Origin of the sequence: Tessaracoccus sp., assembly GCF_016714275.1 — a bacterium.
GTDB lineage: Bacteria > Actinomycetota > Actinomycetes > Propionibacteriales > Propionibacteriaceae > Arachnia.
The window spans coordinates 1,510,676-1,531,728 of sequence record NZ_JADJNP010000001.1 but is presented as its reverse complement, the minus strand read 5'-3'; the positions used below and the strand labels follow the sequence as shown (position 1 = coordinate 1,531,728).

General features: G+C 68.4%; 20 protein-coding genes. 14 read left to right on the top strand and 6 right to left on the bottom strand.

Annotated features, from left to right (window positions below):
- Nucleotides 1-20: 20 nt before the first annotated feature.
- Nucleotides 21-488 (bottom strand): 2'-5' RNA ligase family protein, encoded by a 468-nt coding sequence (locus IPJ61_RS07095; RefSeq protein WP_297104681.1) that lies wholly within the window; start codon nt 486-488, stop codon nt 21-23.
- A 137-nt stretch (nt 489-625) separates the two neighbouring features.
- Here IPJ61_RS07095 and IPJ61_RS07090 point away from each other — a divergent pair, with 137 nt between their 5' ends.
- Nucleotides 626-1,150, top strand: a complete 525-nt coding sequence (locus tag IPJ61_RS07090; RefSeq protein WP_297104678.1) for an HIT family protein — start codon at nt 626-628, stop codon at nt 1,148-1,150.
- Between the two features lie 220 nt (nt 1,151-1,370).
- On the opposite strand, the gene IPJ61_RS07085 is transcribed toward IPJ61_RS07090, so the two are convergent.
- Nucleotides 1,371-1,511 (bottom strand): hypothetical protein, encoded by a 141-nt coding sequence (locus tag IPJ61_RS07085; protein WP_297104676.1) that lies wholly within the window; start codon nt 1,509-1,511, stop codon nt 1,371-1,373.
- 328 nt (nt 1,512-1,839) lie between these two features.
- Between IPJ61_RS07085 and rapZ the strand changes: the two genes are divergently transcribed.
- The 6 genes from rapZ (at nt 1,840) to tpiA (ending at nt 7,858) form a co-directional block, all read left to right on the top strand.
- Entirely contained in the window at nt 1,840-2,700 is an 861-nt protein-coding gene (rapZ, locus tag IPJ61_RS07080; RefSeq protein ID WP_297104674.1) for an RNase adapter RapZ, read from the top strand.
- Nucleotides 2,697-3,644: a gluconeogenesis factor YvcK family protein gene (locus IPJ61_RS07075; RefSeq protein ID WP_297104671.1), complete on the top strand. Its 948-nt coding sequence runs from the start codon at nt 2,697-2,699 to the stop codon at nt 3,642-3,644. Before rapZ ends, IPJ61_RS07075 begins: the two co-directional genes overlap by 4 nt.
- A gap of 30 nt (nt 3,645-3,674) precedes the next feature.
- The gene (whiA, locus tag IPJ61_RS07070; protein ID WP_297104668.1) at nt 3,675-4,658 is read left to right on the top strand and encodes a DNA-binding protein WhiA; all 984 of its coding nucleotides are present in this window, start codon (nt 3,675-3,677) and stop codon (nt 4,656-4,658) included.
- Between the two features lie 111 nt (nt 4,659-4,769).
- Nucleotides 4,770-5,765, top strand: a complete 996-nt coding sequence (gene gap, locus IPJ61_RS07065) for a type I glyceraldehyde-3-phosphate dehydrogenase (RefSeq protein WP_297104665.1) — start codon at nt 4,770-4,772, stop codon at nt 5,763-5,765.
- A 99-nt stretch (nt 5,766-5,864) separates the two neighbouring features.
- Complete coding sequence (locus IPJ61_RS07060; RefSeq protein WP_297104663.1) at nt 5,865-7,079, top strand: phosphoglycerate kinase; 1,215 nt, start codon at nt 5,865-5,867, stop codon at nt 7,077-7,079.
- A complete protein-coding gene (tpiA, locus tag IPJ61_RS07055; protein WP_297104660.1) occupies nt 7,079-7,858 on the top strand; it encodes a triose-phosphate isomerase in 780 nt (259 codons plus the stop codon). The genes IPJ61_RS07060 and tpiA overlap by 1 nt, the downstream gene beginning before the upstream one ends.
- Before the next feature lie 64 nt (nt 7,859-7,922).
- Here tpiA and IPJ61_RS07050 read toward each other — a convergent pair whose 3' ends face one another.
- The 3 genes from IPJ61_RS07050 to IPJ61_RS07040 form a co-directional block, all read right to left on the bottom strand.
- Nucleotides 7,923-8,822, bottom strand: coding sequence for a carbohydrate ABC transporter permease (locus IPJ61_RS07050; RefSeq protein ID WP_459251255.1), 900 nt, complete (start codon nt 8,820-8,822; stop codon nt 7,923-7,925).
- Nucleotides 8,819-9,712, bottom strand: coding sequence for a carbohydrate ABC transporter permease (locus IPJ61_RS07045; RefSeq protein WP_297105592.1), 894 nt, complete (start codon nt 9,710-9,712; stop codon nt 8,819-8,821). The genes IPJ61_RS07050 and IPJ61_RS07045 overlap by 4 nt, the downstream gene beginning before the upstream one ends.
- A 77-nt stretch (nt 9,713-9,789) precedes the next feature.
- Nucleotides 9,790-11,106, bottom strand: coding sequence for an ABC transporter substrate-binding protein (locus IPJ61_RS07040; RefSeq protein WP_297104657.1), 1,317 nt, complete (start codon nt 11,104-11,106; stop codon nt 9,790-9,792).
- A gap of 319 nt (nt 11,107-11,425) precedes the next feature.
- On the opposite strand from IPJ61_RS07040, the gene IPJ61_RS07035 reads away from it, so the two are divergent.
- From IPJ61_RS07035 to IPJ61_RS07020, 4 genes are read left to right on the top strand one after another with little or no spacing between them, the layout of a single operon-like run.
- Nucleotides 11,426-12,190 (top strand): DeoR/GlpR family DNA-binding transcription regulator, encoded by a 765-nt coding sequence (locus tag IPJ61_RS07035; RefSeq protein ID WP_459251270.1) that lies wholly within the window; start codon nt 11,426-11,428, stop codon nt 12,188-12,190.
- Nucleotides 12,187-13,581 (top strand): 6-phospho-beta-glucosidase, encoded by a 1,395-nt coding sequence (locus IPJ61_RS07030; protein ID WP_297104652.1) that lies wholly within the window; start codon nt 12,187-12,189, stop codon nt 13,579-13,581. The genes IPJ61_RS07035 and IPJ61_RS07030 overlap by 4 nt, the downstream gene beginning before the upstream one ends.
- Nucleotides 13,574-16,696, top strand: coding sequence for an alpha-mannosidase (locus IPJ61_RS07025; protein ID WP_297104649.1), 3,123 nt, complete (start codon nt 13,574-13,576; stop codon nt 16,694-16,696). Before IPJ61_RS07030 ends, IPJ61_RS07025 begins: the two co-directional genes overlap by 8 nt.
- Nucleotides 16,693-17,715: an alkaline phosphatase family protein gene (locus IPJ61_RS07020; RefSeq protein ID WP_297104645.1), complete on the top strand. Its 1,023-nt coding sequence runs from the start codon at nt 16,693-16,695 to the stop codon at nt 17,713-17,715. Before IPJ61_RS07025 ends, IPJ61_RS07020 begins: the two co-directional genes overlap by 4 nt.
- A gap of 7 nt (nt 17,716-17,722) precedes the next feature.
- Here the strand turns inward: IPJ61_RS07020 and IPJ61_RS07015 are convergent, their stop codons facing one another.
- Nucleotides 17,723-18,694 (bottom strand): carbohydrate kinase family protein, encoded by a 972-nt coding sequence (locus tag IPJ61_RS07015; RefSeq protein ID WP_297104642.1) that lies wholly within the window; start codon nt 18,692-18,694, stop codon nt 17,723-17,725.
- Between the two features lie 108 nt (nt 18,695-18,802).
- Here IPJ61_RS07015 and IPJ61_RS07010 point away from each other — a divergent pair, with 108 nt between their 5' ends.
- The 3 genes from IPJ61_RS07010 to secG all read left to right on the top strand — a co-directional run bounded on the left by IPJ61_RS07010 (nt 18,803) and on the right by secG (nt 21,053).
- A complete protein-coding gene (locus IPJ61_RS07010) occupies nt 18,803-19,447 on the top strand; it encodes an HAD family hydrolase (protein WP_297104640.1) in 645 nt (214 codons plus the stop codon).
- 11 nt (nt 19,448-19,458) lie between these two features.
- On the top strand, nt 19,459-20,727 hold the full coding sequence (locus IPJ61_RS07005; protein ID WP_297104637.1) for a glycoside hydrolase family 125 protein: 1,269 nt from the start codon (nt 19,459-19,461) through the stop codon (nt 20,725-20,727).
- Between the two features lie 65 nt (nt 20,728-20,792).
- Complete coding sequence (gene secG, locus IPJ61_RS07000; RefSeq protein ID WP_297104634.1) at nt 20,793-21,053, top strand: preprotein translocase subunit SecG; 261 nt, start codon at nt 20,793-20,795, stop codon at nt 21,051-21,053.

Sequence of the window (21,053 nt, the reverse complement as noted above, 5' to 3'; positions counted from 1 at the left end):
GTGCTTTGTCGCCTGTTGTACTACGGACTTAGCGGAAAGCGCGCGAGTACCTCTGCGGCAGCTTCGGACCACCACGTCAGCGTCACCTCGTTTGCTGTTGTCCTGATCGGAAGTAGCTCGCGGAGCGCCGCCAACTCGGTCTCTGGAAGGTCTTCTCCGATGGATAGATGAGGGACAACCGCGTCGAACGCGCCGCCGTATGGCGGCCACAGCGGGAAGACCTCGCTGAACATCTCCGTGAGCCGAATGAACGGCTCTGCAGGGGTGGGTGCCAAGTAGATCAGCCGTTCAGCGAAGTGCGCTACGTCGGAAAGCTGGAAATCGAAGGCCCGAACCGGCGCGAGAACCTCGCTAATGGTGTTCACGAGATCTTTGTCGACCTCGTGCTGATCGACGAAGGGTCCGAGCAACGTGATGTGGGGACACACGGGTGTCCGCACACCCTGCTGAGCGATCAGTTCAAGCGCAGGTACGGGAATCTGAATCACGGTATGTCCCACGCTTGATCAGTCTGCCCTAGGCACCTGGTCATCGACATGCAAAGTGTGACGTTTCGTAACATATGTTGTTCCCGGTCGATGAGTAGATCCGGCTGGCTCGGCCACCCAGTCCCTACAGTGGGTGTATGACGTCGACGATAGTTTGTCCCTTCTGCGAGATTGCCGCAGGGCGCGGCGAGGCGAGCATCGTCCACACCGACGCCCAGGCTCTGGCGTTCGTGACGCTGCGGCCGACGCGCCCTGGCGAGTGCCTTGTGGTTCCGCGCGAACATATCGACCACTTCACGGACATTCCGGACGATCTCGCGGCCCACATCATGGTTGTGGCGCAGAGGATTGGGCGGCGGATGCGCGAGGAACTGTCGCCGCTGCGAGTCGGGATGGTCGTGCACGGGTTCGGTGTAGCCCATGCTCATCTGATCCTGGTGCCTCAGCACGATCCGACCGATATCGTCTCCGCTCGTCACGCCTATGTCGAGAACGGTGAGACGAGATACGACGTGGCGCGCGTCCCGGCGTCGTCTCGGTCCGAGTTGGACGCCATGGCCAACCGACTCAGGTACTCCGGTTTCGCCGCGGCTGACGCGCTGGCTGCGCTGCATAGCGGTAGAGGCGCGCATGAGGAACCTGTATTCCGTCCTAGGCCTTGACTGACCACTGAGGTTGTTTCGGTCGGCCGAGATGGCCTCTCAGGTCGGATCCGTCATCTCCGGCAGCTGCAGCCGGTCAGCGAGGTTACGGACGTCAGTATCCTGACGGATCAAACCTGGCCAGTCCCAGATCGCGGGGCAACTGAACGAAATTGACCTCGCAGGCCGCCGACGGTTCAGGCGTCGGCCCGTTGCGCGTGCGGCGCTGGGCGTTCCCGGATCAGCGCGTCGTGGTGAAGCGGGAGGCTGCGTCGGCCGTCGTCGCGCCGGCTCCGGCGGGGATTAGGACCGTGGCGAGCGCGATCAGGACCGTTTGGCGCAGAACCCGGGTGGTCTTGTGAGCGGCATCGATGGGACGCATGCTTCCTCGCCTTCGTGGTGGGTCAGACGTAGTCAAGCAGTAACGACGACGGGAGGGGCCGCTTCGTGCTTGCTGCCGTGCTTGTGTCCTCAAAGCGATGACACGGTGTCGGCTCGCGCGGCTCCGTGACGCCTGTCCTCGGACGAAGCCGCCTGCGTTTGATGGTGGCGCCTGCGCTGGAGGGCCGTACGGGGCAGGCGCCACGACGTAACGCTGGCGTCGTCGGTGGGACCCTGGCGTCACGGTGCGCTAGGCAGGCGTCACGATGCAGCGCTGGCGTCACCGACAGCGCCTCGCCGATGGGTCGATGCGGGATAGGCTGGCCCGCATGACGGACCCGTTGCAGATCGCGCTCATCACCGGCCTGTCGGGGGCCGGGCGGCGCACCGCGGCCCACACCATGGAGGACCTCGGCTGGTACGTGGTGGACAACCTCCCGCCGGTGCTGATCCCCACGCTGGTGGAGACCATGCGACGCGACGGCACTTTCCGCATCGCCGTCGTCGTCGACGTGCGCTCCCGCGAGCAGTTCGAGCAGCTCCCGAAGGCCGTGGCCGACATCAAGGCGCTCGGCGCCACCGTCACCACCGTCTTCCTCGAGGCCGACGACGACGTCATCGTCCAGCGCCAGGAGTCGAACCGGCGCCCGCTGCCGCTGCAGGGCGACGACCGGCTGATGGAGGGCATCCGGCGCGAGCGGCTGCTGCTCGCCGACCAACGCGCAAAGGCGGACATCGTCGTCGACACCAGCAGGCTGTCCGCCCGGCACCTGGTTCAGCGGATCGCCAACCACTTCGGCGACGACACCGCGGACCGGCTCAAGATCTCACTCATCTCGTTCGGATTCAAGAACGGCGTCCCGATCGACGCCGACATGGTCTTCGACGTCCGGTTCCTGCCGAATCCGTTCTGGATCCCGGAACTGCGCCCGAAGTCGGGGCTCAGCCGCGACGTCGCACAGTACGTCCTGAAGCACCAGGCCGCCCAGGACTTCCAAGACCACATGATGTCGCTGCTCGCGACGGTCGCGCCCGGCTACCTGGCCGAGGGCAAGCGGCAGGTGACGGTCGCGATCGGCTGCACGGGAGGAAAGCACCGGTCGACGTCGATGGCCGAGGAACTCGCCGTCCGCCTCCGCGAGAACGGCTATCCGAGCACCGTCCTCCACCGCGACCTGGGCAAGGAATGAGCATCCACGACCTGCCCCGCGTCGTCGCGCTGGGTGGGGGACACGGACTGGCCGCTTCGCTGACCGCGCTGCGGCGGATCACCGACCGCCTCACCGCGGTCGTCACGGTCGCCGACGACGGGGGCTCCTCCGGCCGCCTGCGCGAGGAGTTCGACATCCTTCCTCCCGGCGACCTGCGGATGGCGCTGGCGGCGCTGTGTTCCGACGACCACGACGGCCGCGCCTGGGCCGACGTGCTCCAGGCCCGGTTCACGGGCGAGGGGCCGCTCGCCGGCCACGCGATCGGCAACCTCCTCATCGCAGGCCTCTGGCAGCATCTCGGCGACCCGGTGGCCGGCCTCGACATGGTCGGCAGCCTGCTGCGCACCCGCGGCCGCGTGCTTCCCATGAGTTCCGTGCCGCTCGAGATCGAGGCCGATGTGGTCGGACTCGACCCGATCGCGCCCGACGAGGTGTGCACGCTCAGCGGCCAGGCGACCGTGGCGAAGTCCCGCGCGACCGTGCAGCACGTCCGGCTGGTTCCCGACAGGCCCCCGGCGCGGCCGGAGGCGGTGCAGGCGGTGCTGGAGGCCGACAGCGTGGTCCTCGGGCCGGGTTCGTGGTTCACCAGCGTGATCCCGCACCTGCTCGTCCCGGAGCTCGCGGAGGCCATCCGGACGACGACGGCGCAGCGGGTCCTCGTGTTGAACGTCGCACCCGCGGCGGAGACCGACGGCTTCACCGCCTCGCGGCACATCGAGCTGCTCGTCGAGCACGTGGAACAGCTGCGGCTCGACGTCGTGATCGCAGACGAGCGGTTCGCCGCGACCGACCCTCAACTCGAGGGGATCGTCACGTCTCTGGGGGCGCGTCTCGTCAAGGCCGACGTCGCGGCGCGCGACGGCTCGGCAACGCACGATCGGCATCGCCTGGCCGCGGTGCTGAGCGAGGTCATCTCGAGGTAGGCGGCCGGCCGGGTATGGCACACTGCCATGGTGGCTTTGACACAGAAGGTGAAATCCGAACTGGCGAGCGTGCCCGCCCCCCACGCGTCGGTGGCGCGCGCCGAAGTGGCGACCATGCTGCGCTTCGCGGGCGGCCTGCATCTGGTGGGTGGACGGATCGTCGTCGAGGCCGAGTTCGACACGGGCGCGGCGGCCCGGCGGCTGCGCGCCTTCATCGGTGAGTTGTTCTCGATCGAGTCCGAGCTCCTCGTGATCAACGGCTCGGGTCTGCGTCGCGGTCCCCGCTACACGCTCCGCGTCGTGCGCGAGGGCGAGCAGCTAGCGCGGCTCACCGGCCTTGTCGACCAGCACCGTCGTCCCGTACGCGGCCTGCCGCCCGCCGTCGTCGGGGGCTCGGTCGCCGACGCCGTCGCCGTGTGGCGCGCGGCGTTTCTCGCCCGTGGCTCCCTGACCGAGCCCGGGAGGTCGATGTCGCTGGAGATCACCTGCCCGGGGTCTGAGGCCGCGCTCGCGCTCGTCGGCGCGGCCCGGCGCCTCGGCATCGTCGTCAAGTCCCGCGACGTGCGCGGCGTCGAACGCATCGTCCTGCGCGACGGCGACGCCATCGCGGACCTCCTCACCCGCATGGGCGCGGCCGAGTCCCGCATCGAGTGGGACGGCCGCCGCAAGCGCAAGGAGGTCCGGGCCAACGTCAACCGGCTCGCCAACTTCGACGACGCCAACCTTCGAAGGTCCGCCCGCGCTGCCGTGACGGCCAGCGCGCGCGTCGAGCGAGCCATGGAGATCCTGGGCGACGACGTGCCCGAGCACCTGCGCGAGGCCGGCCAGTTGCGGCTCACCCACCGCCAGGCCAGCCTGGAGGAGCTCGGCCAGCTGCACACCCCGCCGCTGACAAAGGACGCCATCGCCGGGCGCATCCGCAGGCTCCTCGCCACCGCTGACAAGGCGGCGGAGGACGCGGGGCTCCCCGGCACGGAGGCCAGCCTCCCCCCGGAGCTACGCGACGGAGAGTAGATCCCGCCAATATTGGACCCCTACGGTTGCCAGGACGGTTCAGACGGTTAGGATGACCACGTCCGTATGCGCCTCTTTGGGCGCAAGGTAGCGAAAGGGATCACATTCCTCATGACCGTTAAGGTTGCAATCAACGGCTTTGGCCGCATCGGCCGTAACTACTTCCGCGCGCTCGTCGCGTCGGGTGCCGATCTCGACGTTGTCGCAGTCAACGACCTGACCGACAACAAGACTCTGGCCCACCTCCTCAAGTACGACTCGATCCTCGGCCGCTTCCCGGGCGAGGTCGCGTACGACGACGACGCGCTGATCGTCGACGGCAAGGAGATCAAGGCCTTCGCCGAGCGGGATCCCGCGCAGCTGCCCTGGGGCGAGCTGGGTGTCGACATCGTGATCGAGTCCACCGGCTTCTTCGTGGACGCCACCAAGGCCAAGGCTCACATCGACGCCGGCGCCAAGAAGGTACTCATCTCCGCCCCGGCGAAGAACGAGGACATCACCATCGTCATGGGCGTCAACGACGACCTGTACGACAACGCGGTGCACAACATCATCTCGAACGCATCCTGCACCACCAACTGCCTCGCCCCGATGGCCAAGGCGCTGAACGACGGTCTCGGCATCGAGCGTGGCCTCATGACCACGATCCACGCCTACACCCAGGACCAGAACCTGCAGGACGGCCCGCATAAGGACCTGCGTCGCTCGCGCGCCGCGGCCCTCAACATGGTTCCCACCACGACCGGCGCAGCCAAGGCCGTCGCGCTCGTGCTGCCGGAGCTGAAGGGCAAGCTGGACGGCTACGCCATGCGCGTTCCGACCCCCACCGGTTCGGCCACCGACCTGACCTTCGAGGCCTCCCGTGAGACCACCGTCGACGAGGTCAACGCGATCGTCAAGGCCGCCGCCGACGGCAAGGTCCTCGTCTACACCGAGGACGAGATCGTCTCCAAGGACATCGAGACCGACCCGGCCTCCTGCGTCTTCGACGCCGGCCTGACCAAGGTCATCGGCAACCAGGTGAAGGTCGTCGGCTGGTACGACAACGAGTGGGGCTACTCCAACCGCCTCGTCAACCTGACCGAGCTCGTCGCCTCCAAGCTCTGATTTAGTGGCTTGACAGACGGCCCCGCGACCCCAGCTATGGGTTGCGGGGCCGTCTGCGCTTCCCCCCAACCCCCGAACACCCTCTAGGAAGGCTCATCAATGAAGTCTGTTGCAGATCTCGGCGATCTCTCAGGCAAGCGGGTCCTCATCCGCTGCGACTTCAACGTCCCGCTGGACGCTGAGAAGAACATCACCGACGACGGCCGCATCCGCGCCGCGCTCCCGACGTTGACCGCGCTGCGCGAGGCTGGCGCCCGGGTCGTCATCATGGCCCATCTGGGCCGCCCCAAGGGCGAGGCCAACCCCAAGTACTCGCTGGCCCCCGTCGCCGCCCGCCTCGGCGAGTTGCTCGGCGTGGACGTCAAGCTGGCCGGTGACGTCGTCGGCGAGTCCGCGCAAGCCACCGTCGCTTCCCTGGCCGACGGTGACGTCGCCCTCCTGGAGAACGTGCGCTACGAACCGGCGGAGGAGTCGAAGGACGAGGCCGAGCGCCAGGCGCTCGCCGCCAAGTACGCGGCCTTCGGTGACATCTTCGTCTCGGACGGCTTCGGTGTCGTGCACCGCAAGCAGGCCTCCGTATACGACGTCGCCAAGCTTCTCCCGAACGCAGCGGGCTTCCTCGTCGCCAAGGAGGTCGGCGTCTTGAAGCAGCTGACCGAGACCCCCGCGCGCCCCTACGTCGTCGTCCTCGGCGGCGCAAAGGTCGCGGACAAGCTGTCGGTCATCGAGAACTTGCTCAAGGTCGCCGACACGCTGGTCATCGGCGGCGGCATGACCTTCACCTTCCTGAAAGCCCTCGGCAAGAACATCGGCAATTCGCTGCTGGACGAGTCGAACCTCGACACCTGCCTCGGCTACCTGGAGACCGCGAAGGCGGAGGGCAAGCAGATCCTGCTGCCGGTCGACGTGCGCGTCGCGACGGGCATGGATTTCGACGCCCGCACCGTCATCGGCGAGGTCGACGTCGTCTCCGTCGACGACATCCCCGAGGACAAGCAGGGCCTGGACATCGGTCCCGAGACCGAGAAGCTGTACGCCGATGCCATCCGTGGCGCCAAGACGGTGTTCTGGAACGGCCCGATGGGCGTGTTCGAGATTCCGGCGCTCGCCAGCGGCACCGCGGCAGTCGCCCAGGCGCTCACCGAGGTCGATGGCCTCTCCGTCGTCGGCGGTGGAGACTCCGCCGCCGCCGTCCGCGTTCTCGGTCATGCCGACGAGGCGTTCGGCCACATCTCGACCGGCGGCGGTGCGTCGCTCGAGTTCTTGGAGGGCAAGGAACTGCCCGGTATTTCCGTTCTTGAGGAGGACAACTGATGAGCCGCAAGCCGATCATGGCCGGTAACTGGAAGATGAACGTCGACCACGTTGAGGCCACTGGACTGGTGGAGAAGCTCCACTACACCCTCGTCGACAAGGACTGGGACCCGGCGAAGTCCGACGCGGTGCTGTGCGTGCCTTTCACGGATCTCCGCACCGTCCGCACCCTTATCGACGGCGACCGCCTGCACTTCGGTCTCGGCGCGCAGAACGTGTCGCAGCACGACAACGGCGCCTACACCGGCGAGATCTCCACCTCCATGCTGTCGAAGCTGGGCGTTGCCTACGTGATCGTCGGCCACTCGGAGCGTCGCGAGTACTACGGCGAGACCGACGAGATCATCAACGCGAAGGCGAAGAAGGTCCTCGCGGCCGGCATGACCCCGATCGTCTGCGTGGGCGAGGGCCTTGACATCCGCAAGGCCGGCGACCACGTCGAGTACACCCTGAACCAGGTGCGCGGCACGCTGGCCGACCTCACGGCCGAGCAGGTCGCGGGTCTCGTCATTGCGTACGAGCCGGTCTGGGCGATCGGCACCGGCGAGGTGGCCACCCCGGCCGACGCGCAGGAGGTGTGCGGCGCCATCCGTCGAGAGGTCGCCGCCCTGTACGACTTCGCAACGGCCGATGCGGTGCGCATCCAGTACGGCGGCTCGGTGAAGTCCGGCAACGTCGCGCAGATCATGTCGGAGCCCGACATCGATGGCGCCCTCGTGGGTGGCGCGTCGCTGCAGCCCGACGAGTTCGCCGCGATTGTGCGGTTCTACCAGCTCTGAGAGCCGCAAAGGGCCGGTGCCGATCCTCGATCGGCACCGGCCCTTTGCCGTGTCCAGGGCGCCGCTACCCCTTGACCGCGCCCTCGGTGATGCCCGACATGAACTGCTTCGCGCCGAGGAAGAAGATCACGAGCAGGGGGAGCACCGCGATCAGCGACGACGCCATCAGCATGCCGTAGTCCGTCCCGTGTGCGGTCTTCAACTGACTGAGCGCCACCTGGAGGGTGAGCTTGCTCGGGTCCGTCAGCACGATCAACGGCCACATGAAGTCGTTCCACGAGCCGATGAAGGTGAAGATGCCGAGGAACGCCAACGCGGGGCGGATCGTCGGCAGGCAGACGTGCCGGTACTGGCGAAGGAACCCGCAGCCGTCGATGGTGGCGGCCTCCAGCAGCTCGTTCGGGATCGCCGAGGTCGCGTACTGCCGCAGCCAGAAGACGCCGAAGGCGCTGGCGAGCGAGGGGAAGATGAGGGCCTTGAGGTCGCCCACCCAGCCCAGCTTGCTCATCAGCAGGAACTGCGGGATCGTCGCCAGCTGCGAGGGGAGCAGGAACGTCGCGAGCACGATGGCGAAGAGCAGGTTCTTGCCGGGGAACTGGTACTTCGCGAACGCGAAGGCGGCGAGGGAGGCGACCAGCAGCACAAGCACGGTGACGCTCAGCGCGACGACCGCGGTGTTGGTCATCGACGCCCAGATGTTGGTCTTCTCCATGATCGTCGCGATGTTGGCGCCCAGCCTGTCGCCCGGGGTCATCACCGGCGGGAACTGGTAGATCACCGCGGAGGGATGCGTCGCGAGCACGAACATCCAGTAGAACGGGAACAGCGAGACGACCGCGCCGACGATGAGGCCGCCATGGCGCAGGAAGACACTCGGCCTGATGGGCCGTCGGCGGCGAGGGCTGCCGGTCTCGATCGCCGGCCCGGCCAGCGCGGCGGGGACGGCCTTTGCGGACATGCTCATCGTGCCGCCTCCTTGCGCTCACGGGTCACGAGCCAGTTGATGGCGGAGAAGAACATCACGACGACGAACACGCCCCACGCGATGGTGGCGCCGTAGCCGTAGCGGTTCTCCTGGAACGCGACGGCGTAGAAGTAGAGCACCATGGTCAGACCCGAGTTGCCGACGCCACCCGCGGAGGCCGCGCCCGACGACATCGACGACGTGAGCACCTGCGCCTCGGTGAAGCTCTGGAGCGAGCCGATCGTCGACATCAGGGTGATGAACAGCACGATCGGGCGCAGCTGGGGGAGCGTGATCCGGAAGAAGGTCTGCCAGCCGTTGGCGCCGTCGAGCGCCGCCGACTCGTACTGGGTCTTGTCGATGGCCTGGAGGCCGGCGAGGATCAGCAGCGAGTTGTAGCCGACGAAGGACCACACCGTCAGGGCCGAGATCGCGATCTTGATGCCCCACTCGTTCTGCAGCCAGGCGATGTTGCCGAACCCGAACAGGTTGATGATGGCGTTGGCCAGGCCGAACTGGCTGGAGAACAGCGAGCTGAAAAGGATACCCATGGCGACGAGGGAGGTCACGTTGGGGATCAGGTAGATGACCCGGTAGGTGGTGGAGAACCGGAGGGTCGAGTTCAGCATCAGCGCGACGATGGTGGACAGCGCCAGGGTCGGCACGGTTCCCATGACCCAGAGGATGAGGGTGTTGAGGAGAGACTTGTAGAACAGCGGGTCGGTGACGAGGTAGCCGAAGTTCTCGAAGCCGATGAAGGTGATGTCACCCAGCCCTGACCAGTTCGTGAACGCGAGCACCATGGTGAAGACCATGGGCATCGCGCCGAACACGAAGAAAAAGAAGAAGTACGGGCCGAGCGCGCCGTACTGCGGCAGCGCCTTCTTCATGCGCTGCCGGGTGGACGACGTGCGGTAGCCGTCCACCGGCGGGGGCGACATGCGCCCCCGCCGCGTGGTCGCGACGCTCATTCGACGGTGAGGCCGACTTGTTTGGCGAGGCGCTTCGCCGCTGCGACGGCGTCGGCCCATGCCTTCTCGGGGTCCTTCTTCGAGTTCTCGACAAGGTCGATCTCGGCGAAGAACGGGGCGTTGACGGTGTTCTCGTTGGGGTCCTCGAACAGCGGCCGGACCGTCTCGGCGGCATGGCCGAACACTTCGGCGGCCTTCTGCCCGCCCAGGAACTCGACGGGACCGGCGACCTCCGGCATGTCGAACGAGGCGGGGGTCGCCGGGAAGTTGCCCTTGTCCTCGAACTCGTATGCCTGGTTCTGCGGGTTGAGGATGAAGGAGATCAGCTCGAAGGACGCGGCCGGGTCGCTGACGCCCGCGGGGATCGTGAGGAACGAGCCGCCGTTGTTGGTGGCGTCACCAGGGTGTTCGCAGACGTGCCACTTGCCCGCGGTGTCGGGCGCGTCGACCATTAGGTCGGCGAGGTGCCACGATGCGCCGAAGTCGGCGGGCAGCCTGCCCTCGTTCACGGCAGCGGCCGAGTCGGCGGTGTTCGAGGCGAGCGTGGCGACGATCCCGGCGTCGAGGGCCTTCATCGCGGTGGTCCACGCGTTCTTGATGTGGTCCTGATCGCCGATGAAGGTGCCGTTCTCGTCGATGAAGCCCTTGCCGCTCTGCTTCCACACGGTGTCGAAGAGCCCGCCGGTGTTGCGCACGAGGTACGTGTCGGGCTTCTTCGCCAGTAGCTCCTTGCCGATCTCGAAGTACTCGTCCCAGGTGCGGATGGCCGCGGCGAGCTCGACAGGGTCGGAGGGCAGGCCCGCGTCCTCGAACACGTCGAAGCGGTAGAACAGCGCGGTGGGGCCGATGTCGATCGGGATACCGAGTTGCTGGCCGTCGGTCGTCGTCGCCTGGGCCCACTTCCAGTCGAGGTAGGCGTCCTTGATGTCGGCCGCGCCGACGGTGTTGAGGTCGACGAAGTACTTCGCCTGGGTGCGGAAGAACGCGATGTCCTCGCCCTTGACTCCTGTGATGTCCGGCAACCCGGTGCCGGCGGTGAAGGTCGTCGTCAGCTTCTGCTTGAAGTCGCCGCCGATGATGTCCTGGCGCAGCTGGTACTGCGAGAACTCTGCGGCGACCGCGTCGAGGACCTTCTTGCCGAAGCCCTCCGGCCAGGTCCACAGGATCTTCTGGGTGGCACCGGCGCCGCCCGTGGCGCCACCGGTGGGGGCGGGGACGGGGGCCGCAGTGGAGCAGGCGGCGAGGCCGCCGAGCCCGAGGACGCCGACGCCGAGGGCGCCGCCGCGGAGGAGGGTGCGTCGTGAAACGGTCATTGTCCGAACTCCTTCGGTTCGATCGGTAGCCGCCGAAACCGGCGGAACCATTGAGCAAGATGATTGATTTGGAGTAGTTGTGGGGACTCAGCGTCCGAGATGAGGGGTGTCCCTCGGTCTAGGCAGGTACCCGGACACGAGGGGAATGCGCAAAGAGCGAGTAGCCGCGACTCGACAGCGTGGCGGTTGACTTCGTTGTTCAGTACCTCCGATCGTCCCCGATCCTTGTGACAGGTGGAAATCTAGCACCCTCGCGCACTATCTGAAAGATTTTGATTGAAATGCGTAAATCTGAGCGAGCGGTTCGGATCTCCGCTAGATTGGTCGGGTGTTGAAGACAGTGCGCCACGAAGCGCTCGTTGGCCTCGTGCAGGCCAAGGGAGCGGCATCGGTCGCGGAACTCGCCGCAGAGTTGGGCATCAGCCCCGCCACGACCCGCCGCGACATCGTCGAGCTCAAGCGCCTCGGTAAGGTGGAACGGACATGGGGTGGGGTCCGCCTCGCTGTTGACGTCGACGATCCCTTCCAGGAGGCGCTCGTCCGCGCCGGCGCAGGCAAACGTCGCATCGGGACTGCGGCCGCAGAGCTCGTCCCAGAGGGCTCCACGGTCATCCTGGACATCGGCACGACGGTGCACCATCTGGCGCTCGCGCTGAAGGACCGGGAGGTGACGGTGCTGACCGCCTCCCTTCCCGCCTTCGAGGTGCTGCGTGCCGGCGGGCGGGCTGCCATCATCCTGCTCGGAGGCCACTGGTCGGAGCAGTACCAGTGCTTCACCGGCGCGCCGGTGGTGGATGCCCTCGTCCACCAGCAGGCCGACATCGCATTCCTCGGCTGTTCCGGCGTCTCCGCCTCCGGCCGGGTCAGAGACACGTCCTACTCGCAGAGCGGCATCAAGCGCGCGATCCACGCGGCCGCCACAACGACCTACCTGTTGGCCGACTCTGAGAAGTTCCCCGGAAAGGGCGGAAGCTCGCCCTTCGAGGTCGGTCGGCTCGACGGCATCATCACCGACGCGCGGCGCCTGCCGGATTCACTGGTGGAGCACTGCCGCACGCACGATACGGAGGTAACGCTGGTATGAAACTCACCATCATCGGCGGCGGCGGGTTCCGCGTACCGCTCATCTACAAGGCACTGATCGCGGATCGCTCCGCGGAGCGGGTGACGGAACTCCGGCTCTACGACACCGATGAGAGCCGGCTCGGGGCCATCGCGGAGGTGCTGCGCGAGCTCGAGCAGCACGCGGACGAGGCCCCGGCGGTCATCACGACAAGCGACGCCGAGACTGCGCTCGCCGGAACGGACTTCGTGTTCTCGGCGATGCGCGTCGGTGGCACGCACGGCCGCGCCGTCGACGAGCAGGTCGCGCTGCGCCACGGCGTCATCGGCCAGGAGACCGTGGGCGCGGGGGGCATCTCCTATGCACTGCGCTGCATCCCCGCCGTCCTCGACCTCGTCGAGAAGATCAAGACGCACGCCCCGCACGCGTGGGTGATGAACTTCACCAACCCCGCCGGCGTCGTCACAGAGGTCATGCAGCGCCACCTGGGCGACCGGGTCATCGGCATCTGTGATTCGCCGCTCGGGCTCGCGCGACGCGCGCTCGACGCGCTGCGCAGGGCCGGCCTGATCGCGGCCGACGTCCCTGCGCCCGACTCGGGCTCCGACCGGATCCGGATCGGCTACGCGGGCCTGAATCACCTCGGCTGGATCAGCACGCTCCACGTCGATGGCACGGACGTGCTTCCGCTGCTGCTGGCGCGCCCGGATCTCATCGAGACCTTCGAGGAGGGCCGGCTCTTCGGCGCGCCCCTGATCCGTACGCTCGGAGCGCTGCCCAACGAGTACCTGCACTACTACTACTTTTCCCGCGAGGACCTCACGATCGATCTAGCCTCCGACCGGACGCGCGGCGTGTTCCTCGAGGCGCAGCAGGCCGGGTTCTACCGCGAGGCGCGGCGCGCCGGCGACGGTGCCTACGACCTGTGGGAGCGTACCCGCCGGGAGCGGGAAGAGACCTACATGGCCACCAACCGCGAGGCGGCGGGCAGCTTCGAGCGTGACGACGCCGACCTGGAGACGGGCGGATACGACCAGGTGGCCCTCTCGATCATGCATGCCATCGCCAACGACGAGCCGGCAACCCTCATCCTGAACGTCGCCAACCGCGGCACCCTCCCCGATCTCGACGACGCGGCGGTCGTCGAGATCCCGTGTCGCGTCGACGGGCGTGGCCTGCAGCGCCTGCCCGGCGCCGTCTTGCCCGAGCACGGCCGTGGGCTCGTCGTCAACGCGAAGGTGGTCGAGCGTTACACGATCGCCGCTGCCACCGAGGGCTCGCGCGAGGATGCGGTCCTCGCGCTGATGTATCACCCGCTCGTGGACTCCTACGAGGTGGCGGTCTCCCTTCTTGACGAGCTGATCGAGAGCTTCGAGGAGCTGAACTACCTGCGGGACGCGGCTCATGCATGACGATAGGGTGCTCGTCGAGGAGCGCATCGCGCGGCTGCGTGAGCGGGTCAGCCAGCGGCTCTACACCGTTGTCACGAGGCTCGACGTGTCCGCCTGGCGCGCGCCCGGGGAGCCGGTCGCCTTCGAGGAGGCCCTTGCGGGCAGCTACGCGGACTTCCCGCCGGGCACCTGGTGGGGTCCGGCGTGGAGCACGTGGTGGCTGCGCGTCGAGGGTCGTGTCCCCGCCCACGCGCTCCGCGAGAAGCTGGACTTGCGCGTCGATCTCGGGTTCGTTGGCGACTGGGCTGGCAACCAGTCGGAGGGCATGGTGTTCACCGACGACGGGTGGCCCCTGAAGGCGGTCAACCCGATGAACCGCACCGTCGCCTTGAACCACGGCGCACTGGCCGCACGCGCCGAGCGCGCGTCCCGTCCCCTGCTCGCCGACGAAGGGACGCTCCGCCTCTATGTCGAGGCCGCGGCCAACCCGAACATGTCGACGCACACCATGGAGCCGACGCTGCAGGGGGATACCCGCACGGCTTCCACGGACCCGGTGTGGCGGTTCGGCGGGGCGGACGTCGTCATCCGCAACGACGAGACCTGGGCGCTGTTGTGCGACCTCGAGGTCCTCGACGGCCTGATGCGCGAGCTGCCCGAGCAGTCCACGCATCGCGCCCGGCTGCTGCGCAGTCTGGAGGACGCGGCAGATGTCGTCGACGCTGGCGACATCGTCGCCCGAGCGGCAGCTGCGCGGCAGGTGCTCGCGCCCCTGATCGCCAGCGGAGCCAACAGCTCCGCCCAGCGGATGACCGCCGTCGGGCACGCGCACATCGACTCCGCGTGGCTCTGGCCGATCCGCGAGACCCGGCGCAAGGTGTTGCGCACGTTCGCCAACACGGCCGCGCTCGCCGAGGAGTACCCGGACTTCCACTTCGCCTGCACGTCCGCGCAGCACTACCAGTGGTTGAAGGAGGCCTCCCCGGAGGTGTTCGACCGGGTCCGCGAGGCCATCGCCGCCGGTCAGTGGCATGTGGTCGGCGGCATGTGGGTCGAGTCCGATACCAACCTGCCCGGCGGCGAGTCGCTCGTGCGCCAGCTGACCTCCGGGCTCCGGTGGATGGGTGAGGAGCTCGGCGCTAGACCCGACTGCCTCTGGCTGCCCGACTCCTTCGGCTACACCGGCGCGCTCCCGCAAATCGCGCGGCTCGCAGGCATGCGCTGGTTCTTCACCCAGAAGCTCTCCTGGAACCGGGTCAACAGCCTCCCGCACCACACCTTCTGGTGGGAGGGGATCGACGGCACAAAGATCTGGACCCACTTCCCGCCTGTGGACTGCTATGACAGCATCGTCAGCGCCGAGGAGGTGAAGCGCGCCGAAGCCAACTTCAAGGAGAAGGGCCGCGCCGCGCACTCGCTGCTGCCCTACGGCTACGGCGACGGCGGGGGCGGTCCCGTCCCGGAGATGATGGAGCGGGTGCGCCGCTTCGCGGACATGGAGGACGCCCCTCGGCTCGCTCCCGGAGGCCCCGCCGAGTTCTTCGCGGCGGCACGCGCGGAGTACCCGGACCCGCCGACCTGGACCGGCGAGCTCTACCTGGAGTTCCACCGCGGCGTCTACACCACCCAGCATGCGCTCAAGCAGGGAAACCGCCGGAGCGAGTCGCTGCTGTCCGTCATCGAGTTCCTCGCGGCGCTGGGACCGGAGGTCGACTACCCGGCCGACCGATTGGAGGCCCTCTGGCGCCGGCTTCTCCTGCTGCAGTTCCACGACATCCTTCCCGGCAGCAGCACTGCGTGGGTGAACCGCGACGCCGCCGAGGAGTTCGCCGCCCTCGTCACCGAGTTGGAGACCCTTCTCGCCCACATTGCGCGGTCCTCGGGTGGGGCCGGGGGCGTGCTCAACGCCGCTTCACACGCTCGTCGCGAGGTGATCGAGATCGGCGGGCGGCTCAGCCTCGTCGAGGTTCCCGAGCTCTCCGTCGCCGGCCTCTCGTCGGCTGTCCGCGAGCCGACGCGTGCCGTCGAGGCGACCTGGGAAGGCTCGTCGGTGGTGCTGAACAACGGGCTCGTACGGGCGCGGATCGCGCCCGACGGAACGCTTTCCTCTGTCTGGGACCACGCCGCACGCCGGGAACTCCTGCTCCCTGAGGGGCGGGGCAACCTACTCACCCTCCATCCCGACCACCCCAGCTGCTTCGACGCCTGGGAGTTGGAGGAGCAGTACCGCCGCCAGGCCATGCCGCTCGACGCCGTCGACGACCTCCGTATCGTCCAGGCCGGTCCGCTTCGGGCACGCGTCGAGATCACCCGCTCGTTCGGCGACTCCCGGGTCGTGCAGGGCGTCGCCCTCGATGCCGAGTCGACGGCCGTGGACTTCGACCTGGTCGTCGACTGGCGGGAGCGATCGCGCGTCCTCAAGGTTGGCTTCCCGTTGGCCGTGCGCGCCGCGCGCGCCACCGCAGAGATCCAGTTCGGCCACATCGAGCGGCCCGTCGCCGTCAACACGTCGTGGGATCAGGCGCGGTTCGAGACGTCGGGGCAGCGTTGGCTGCTGCTGCGCGAGCCCGGCTACGGCGTCGCGCTGGCCAACGACTCCAGCTACGGTCACGACGTCCACCCGGCCCGCACCGCACCGGGCGCGTCGACCGTCGGCGTCGATGCCGGTCTCACGCTGCTGCGGGCGCCCAACGCGCCGGACCCGGCCGCCGACCTCGGCTCGCACACCTTCGCCTACAGTCTGACCGTCGGCGCCGACGTGCGCGCGGCTCACCGCGCGGGCATCCGGCTGAACCTTCCGCTGCGGCCGCTCGACGGCGCGGCCGAGGCCGGGCCGCTGGTGCGGCTGGGCACGCCGACGAAGCACCGCTTCGTCGTGATCGATGCCGTCAAGCGCGCCTTCGACGGCTCGGGCGACCTGATCGTCCGGCTGCACGAGGCCGCCGGCGCCCGGAGCGCGACCACGTTGACGCTCGGCCGGGACGCTGCCTCGGTGCAGGAGGTGGACCTCCTCGAGGACCCCGTCGCGGAGCCGACCCAGGCACTGCCCGCCGACGGCCTTGCCTCGGGCGCCGCCGTCGGCCTCGCGCTCCGACCGTTCCAGATCCTTACGCTCCGCTTTGGAAGGTCCCGATGAAGCTGCTTCTCATCTGCCTCGACGGCGTGCGCGCCGACCTGGCGTTCCCCGACCTGGTCGCGGCCGACCCGCTCTTCGCCGCACCGGACCACCCGTCGGACCAACGGTTCGGCTCAGGAGGTGCCGACGGCACCGTGCCGCCGGCCGAAGCCGAACGCCATGGAGTCCTCGCGCCGACGCTCCGGCGGCTCGCGGTCGGCGATGCGCGGTCGGAGGGGAGGATCATCCCGATGTGGATGACGCCGCCCACCGACTCCGGGCCCGGCTGGTCTTCGCTCCTTACCGGCGCGACGCACGAGGAGTGCAACGTGTGGTGGAACGAGTTCGTCGGGCACGACCTCGCCAGGAACCCTGACCTGCTGTCGCGCGTCTTCTTCGCCAACCCGAAGGCCCGCACGCTCGCGGCGGCCACCTGGGACGCCTTCACCGATCCCGCGGGGCCCGGCCCGATGATCCACCAGCGGCTCGACCAGCAGAAGACGGGACAGCACCAGGCGTTTCAGCCCGACCTGCGGCGCGGCATCGCCTTGGCCGACGCCGCCGTGTGCCAGTGGGCGTCGTGGAAGCTGCTGCACGAAGGGCCCGACGCTTCTGTGGTCTACTTCGAGGGGACCGACGACGCGGGCCACACCTTCGGCTCCGACTCCGCCGAGTACCGCGCCGCCATCGGCCGCGTGGACGAGCACACCAGGTACCTGGTCAAGGCCGTCGCCGAGCGGCACGAGCAGTTGGGCGAGGACTGGCTGATCGCTGTGACCACCGACCACGGGCACAAGGCCGAGGGCGGGCACGGCGAGGACGAGGTCGAGGTGCGGCGTAGCTTCCTGATCGTGCATCGCGTGGGTGGGCGGCTCCCGGCCCCGGCCGCCGCGACGCGGTCGCTGCGCAGCCATCAGGTCGCAGGCCTCCTGTTGGACGCGATCGGCGCACGGCAGGGACAGTTGGACGACCCCTCGGTCGGCGTCTTCCGCGACATCGAGCCGCTGGGACCGACGAGGGACCTCGCCTTCGAGTGGTGACGCGCGTTCAGGCCCGGCCAGCGAGGGCGGCGGCGATGTGTCCGGCGCGCGGGTCATCAATGGTCCGTGCCCGGGTGAGGAGCTCGTCGGCGTGGGGCGGATCGGCCGCCCCTGATGGGCTGGAGAGGATCGTGGCGACCACGAAGGCCACGACGTCCAGCCGCTGAGCAAGGGTGAGACTCGGCAGTCGGTTGGCGAAGACGAACGAGGCCAGCGCGGAGTCGCCCGCGCCCGTGGTGCCGGTCGCCTCGACGGCGAAGGCGGGCGCCTCCGCCTCCTCGCCGCGGGCCGCGTCCACGGCCAGCAGCCCGGAGGCGCCCCTTGTCACCACCACCAGCGGCACCTTGGCCGAGAGCAGCCGGGCGGCCTCCCGTGCGTCCTTCGCGCCCGTGAACGCGGTGGCCTCGAGCTCGTTGAGCATCCAGACGTCGCAGGCGCCGCCGCGAATGAGGGCCTCGGTCGACCACGCTCCCGTGGCGTCGAAGCCGCGCGAGGCATACACGACGGCTCCTTCGGAGCGGACCCGGTCGATCCAGGGCAGCACCGGATCGCGCATATCGACGATGACGGAGTCGGCCTGAAAAGAGGCATTGTCCAGATGCGCGGTCACGCCCCCGGGCGGGGCCACCTCGACCGTGGCCATGGCGCGGTCCTCCGACGTCGACAGTGCCACCGTCGTGGGGAGCCGCCACCCGGGATGCGTCCGTGAGAGTGACATGTCGATGCCGAGCGCGGTCATGTCGGACACGAGCTGCGCGCTGGCCACGTCGTCGCCCAGCGGCGTGCTCATGGCCGTCCGCAGCCCGAGCGCCCGGCAGACGCGCGTCATGTTGCTGATGCCGCCCCAGGTCTCGTGTAGCGCCGTGGCGTGGCGCTCCTCTCCGAGCCGCGGCAGGGAAGGCAGCCCCGTCATGATGAGGTCGCGGTAGGTGACCCCGACCGTCAGCACGTCGGTGTCGAGTCTCGGCGCGTCGCCCATTGCCGCTCCATGCGTAAAAGTGACTAATTTGCTCAAATTGTGAGCGTTTTCCGGGGTTCAGTGTAGGGGGCGATGCGTGAATCTGCGCGGTTCTCTAGTGTTTAGGCCATGACAGGGCTTCCTCGCCGGATCTCGGCTGTGCTTTTCGACATGGACGACACGCTGGTGGACTCGGAGGCTGCCTGGTTCGCGGCGACCGAGGACATCTGGCGCGACGCGGGGGGAGACCCCACGGGCAAAGGCCTGCTCGGCGGATCGATGGCGGACCTCGTGGTGCAGTACACCGCCGACTTTCCCGGTTCGGATCCCGCGGAGATCGAACGAAGGCTGCGCGAGCGGCTGTCGCACCACATCGGGGAGTCGGTCGAGCCGATGCCCGGTGCGGTGGAGCTGATCACCCGGCTCGGCGCGGAGTTCCCGATCACGATCGCGTCGAACTCGCCGTCCGACATCGTGGTCGACGTCGTGCGTTCGTTGGGCTGGGAGTCGCTGTTCACCGCCCGTCTCGGCACCGAGGACGTCGCCCTCCCCAAGCCTGCGCCAGACCTCTACCTGGCGGCCGCGGCAGCGTGCGGCGTCGACATCGCCGAGTGCGTCGTCTTCGAGGATTCGCCGGTCGGTGCCCGCGCCGGACGCGAGGCGGGGGCGTTCGTCGTCACCGTCGGTCCCGCCGCGGTAGGCGTCGGCCAGGCCAACGTCGACTCCCTCCTGGATCCGCGTATCCTCACCTGGGCACCCGCCCCCATCCGCTGACAAGGAAAGCCATGCGAGAGATCACCAACCCCGCCGGGGTTCAGCTGACCGCCGAGATCGCCCGCTGGGCGGCACGCATCGCCGCGCGCTGCGGCGCGGAGGCGGGGGAGCGCTTCGAGCGCATGATGCTGGACACCTGGTGCACCACCATGTCGGCCAACGGCGACGGCGTCTTCGTCGTCACCGGCGACATCCCCGCCATGTGGCTGCGTGACTCCTCGGCACAGGTGCTGCCCTTCCTGCGGCTGCAGCACGTGCCGCAGGTCTCCGAGACCCTACGCGGGATCGTGCGCGAGCAGTGGCGGCTCATCGAGCTCGACCCCTACACCAACGCGTTTAACGCGGGCCCGACCGGGGCGCACTTCGACGAGTCCGACGAGGAACTCGACCCGAACGTCTGGGAGCGCAAGTACGAGATCGACTCGCTGGGATTCCCCGTGCGGCTCGCCCACCAGATCTGGAAGGACAGCGGCGACGCCGCGTATCTCGACGAGCGGGTGCGCCGCGGCTGCCAGGCCATCGTCGAGCTGTGGCGGCGCGAGCAGCGCCACTTCGAGCTGTCGGACTACCGCCACGTGCGCGACTCCTATCCCCCAGACACCCTCGGCGAGGACGGCCGCGGCACGCCTGTAGCCGTCACCGGCATGACCTGGGGCGGGTTCCGTCCCTCCGACGACGCCTGCCGCTACGGCTACAACATCCCGGCCCAGTTGATGGCCGTCTCCGCGCTGCGCTGCATCGCAGAGTTCGCCGCGCACTGGGACGACGCCCCGCTCGCCGCCGAGGTGCGGCAGCTCGCCGCCGAGATCGCTCAAGGTATCCGGGAGCACGGCGTGATCGACGGCCGGTACGCCTACGAGGTCGACGGCCTCGGGGGAGTGCTGTGGATGGACGACGCGAACATGCCGTCGCTGCTGTCGTTGCCGCTGACCAGCGATGTTGCGGTCGACGACCCCACTTATCTCGCGACCCGTGCGTGGGTGCTGAGCGACCAGAACCCGTTCTTCTCCCGCGGCGCCTTCGCTCAGGGCGTCGGAAGCCCGCACACCCCCGACGGATACATCTGGCACATCGCGCTGGCCGTCCAGGGGCTGACGGGAACCGACGAAGAGGCCGACGCGTGCCTGGCGATGATCCTCGCCACCGATGGCGGCACAGGGCTGACGCACGAGGGCTTCGACCCCGACGACCCGGGCCAGTTCACGCGGCCCTGGTTCAGCTGGTCGAACTCGATGGCCTGCGAACTGATGATGGTCATCGCCGGTCGGGAAGGGGCGTAGGCGGTGGCTCCGGCTGCCGGGACCCCGATGTGGATTAACCGGGGGCGTCGGTTAACATGTACCGCGTGATTGTCCCCCTGGTGTCCTGGCCCATTACGACGCTGTCGATCATCGCGATCGTGCTCAGCATCCTGTTGGCGGCCACAGTCCTCCTCCACAAGGGGCGAGGGGGCGGAATGTCCGATCTGTTCGGCGGTGGCATGTCCACCACGATGGGCGGTGCCTCCACCGCTGAGCGGCGCCTCGACCGGATCACCGTGGTACTCGGTCTCGTCTGGCTGCTCACCATCGTCGGGCTGCTGTTCCTCTACAAGCTCGCAGGCTGA

Excerpts from the sequence above, each read along its gene's own strand:
- IPJ61_RS07015 (WP_297104642.1), bottom strand. The coding sequence starts at position 18,694 with ATGGGCGACGCGCCGAGACTCGACACCGACGTGCTGACGGTCGGGGTC.
- tpiA (WP_297104660.1), top strand. The coding sequence starts at position 7,079 with ATGAGCCGCAAGCCGATCATGGCCGGTAACTGGAAGATGAACGTCGAC.
- IPJ61_RS07075 (WP_297104671.1), top strand. The coding sequence starts at position 2,697 with ATGAGCATCCACGACCTGCCCCGCGTCGTCGCGCTGGGTGGGGGACAC.
- IPJ61_RS07085 (WP_297104676.1), bottom strand. The coding sequence starts at position 1,511 with ATGCGTCCCATCGATGCCGCTCACAAGACCACCCGGGTTCTGCGCCAA.
- gap (WP_297104665.1), top strand. The coding sequence starts at position 4,770 with ATGACCGTTAAGGTTGCAATCAACGGCTTTGGCCGCATCGGCCGTAAC.
- IPJ61_RS07050 (WP_459251255.1), bottom strand. The coding sequence starts at position 8,822 with ATGAGCATGTCCGCAAAGGCCGTCCCCGCCGCGCTGGCCGGGCCGGCG.
- IPJ61_RS07005 (WP_297104637.1), top strand. The coding sequence starts at position 19,459 with ATGCGAGAGATCACCAACCCCGCCGGGGTTCAGCTGACCGCCGAGATC.
- IPJ61_RS07090 (WP_297104678.1), top strand. The coding sequence starts at position 626 with ATGACGTCGACGATAGTTTGTCCCTTCTGCGAGATTGCCGCAGGGCGC.
- IPJ61_RS07045 (WP_297105592.1), bottom strand. The coding sequence starts at position 9,712 with ATGAAGAAGGCGCTGCCGCAGTACGGCGCGCTCGGCCCGTACTTCTTC.
- rapZ (WP_297104674.1), top strand. The coding sequence starts at position 1,840 with ATGACGGACCCGTTGCAGATCGCGCTCATCACCGGCCTGTCGGGGGCC.
- IPJ61_RS07020 (WP_297104645.1), top strand. The coding sequence starts at position 16,693 with ATGAAGCTGCTTCTCATCTGCCTCGACGGCGTGCGCGCCGACCTGGCG.
- IPJ61_RS07025 (WP_297104649.1), top strand. The coding sequence starts at position 13,574 with ATGCATGACGATAGGGTGCTCGTCGAGGAGCGCATCGCGCGGCTGCGT.
- IPJ61_RS07060 (WP_297104663.1), top strand. The coding sequence starts at position 5,865 with ATGAAGTCTGTTGCAGATCTCGGCGATCTCTCAGGCAAGCGGGTCCTC.
- IPJ61_RS07010 (WP_297104640.1), top strand. The coding sequence starts at position 18,803 with ATGACAGGGCTTCCTCGCCGGATCTCGGCTGTGCTTTTCGACATGGAC.
- IPJ61_RS07040 (WP_297104657.1), bottom strand. The coding sequence starts at position 11,106 with ATGACCGTTTCACGACGCACCCTCCTCCGCGGCGGCGCCCTCGGCGTC.
- IPJ61_RS07030 (WP_297104652.1), top strand. The coding sequence starts at position 12,187 with ATGAAACTCACCATCATCGGCGGCGGCGGGTTCCGCGTACCGCTCATC.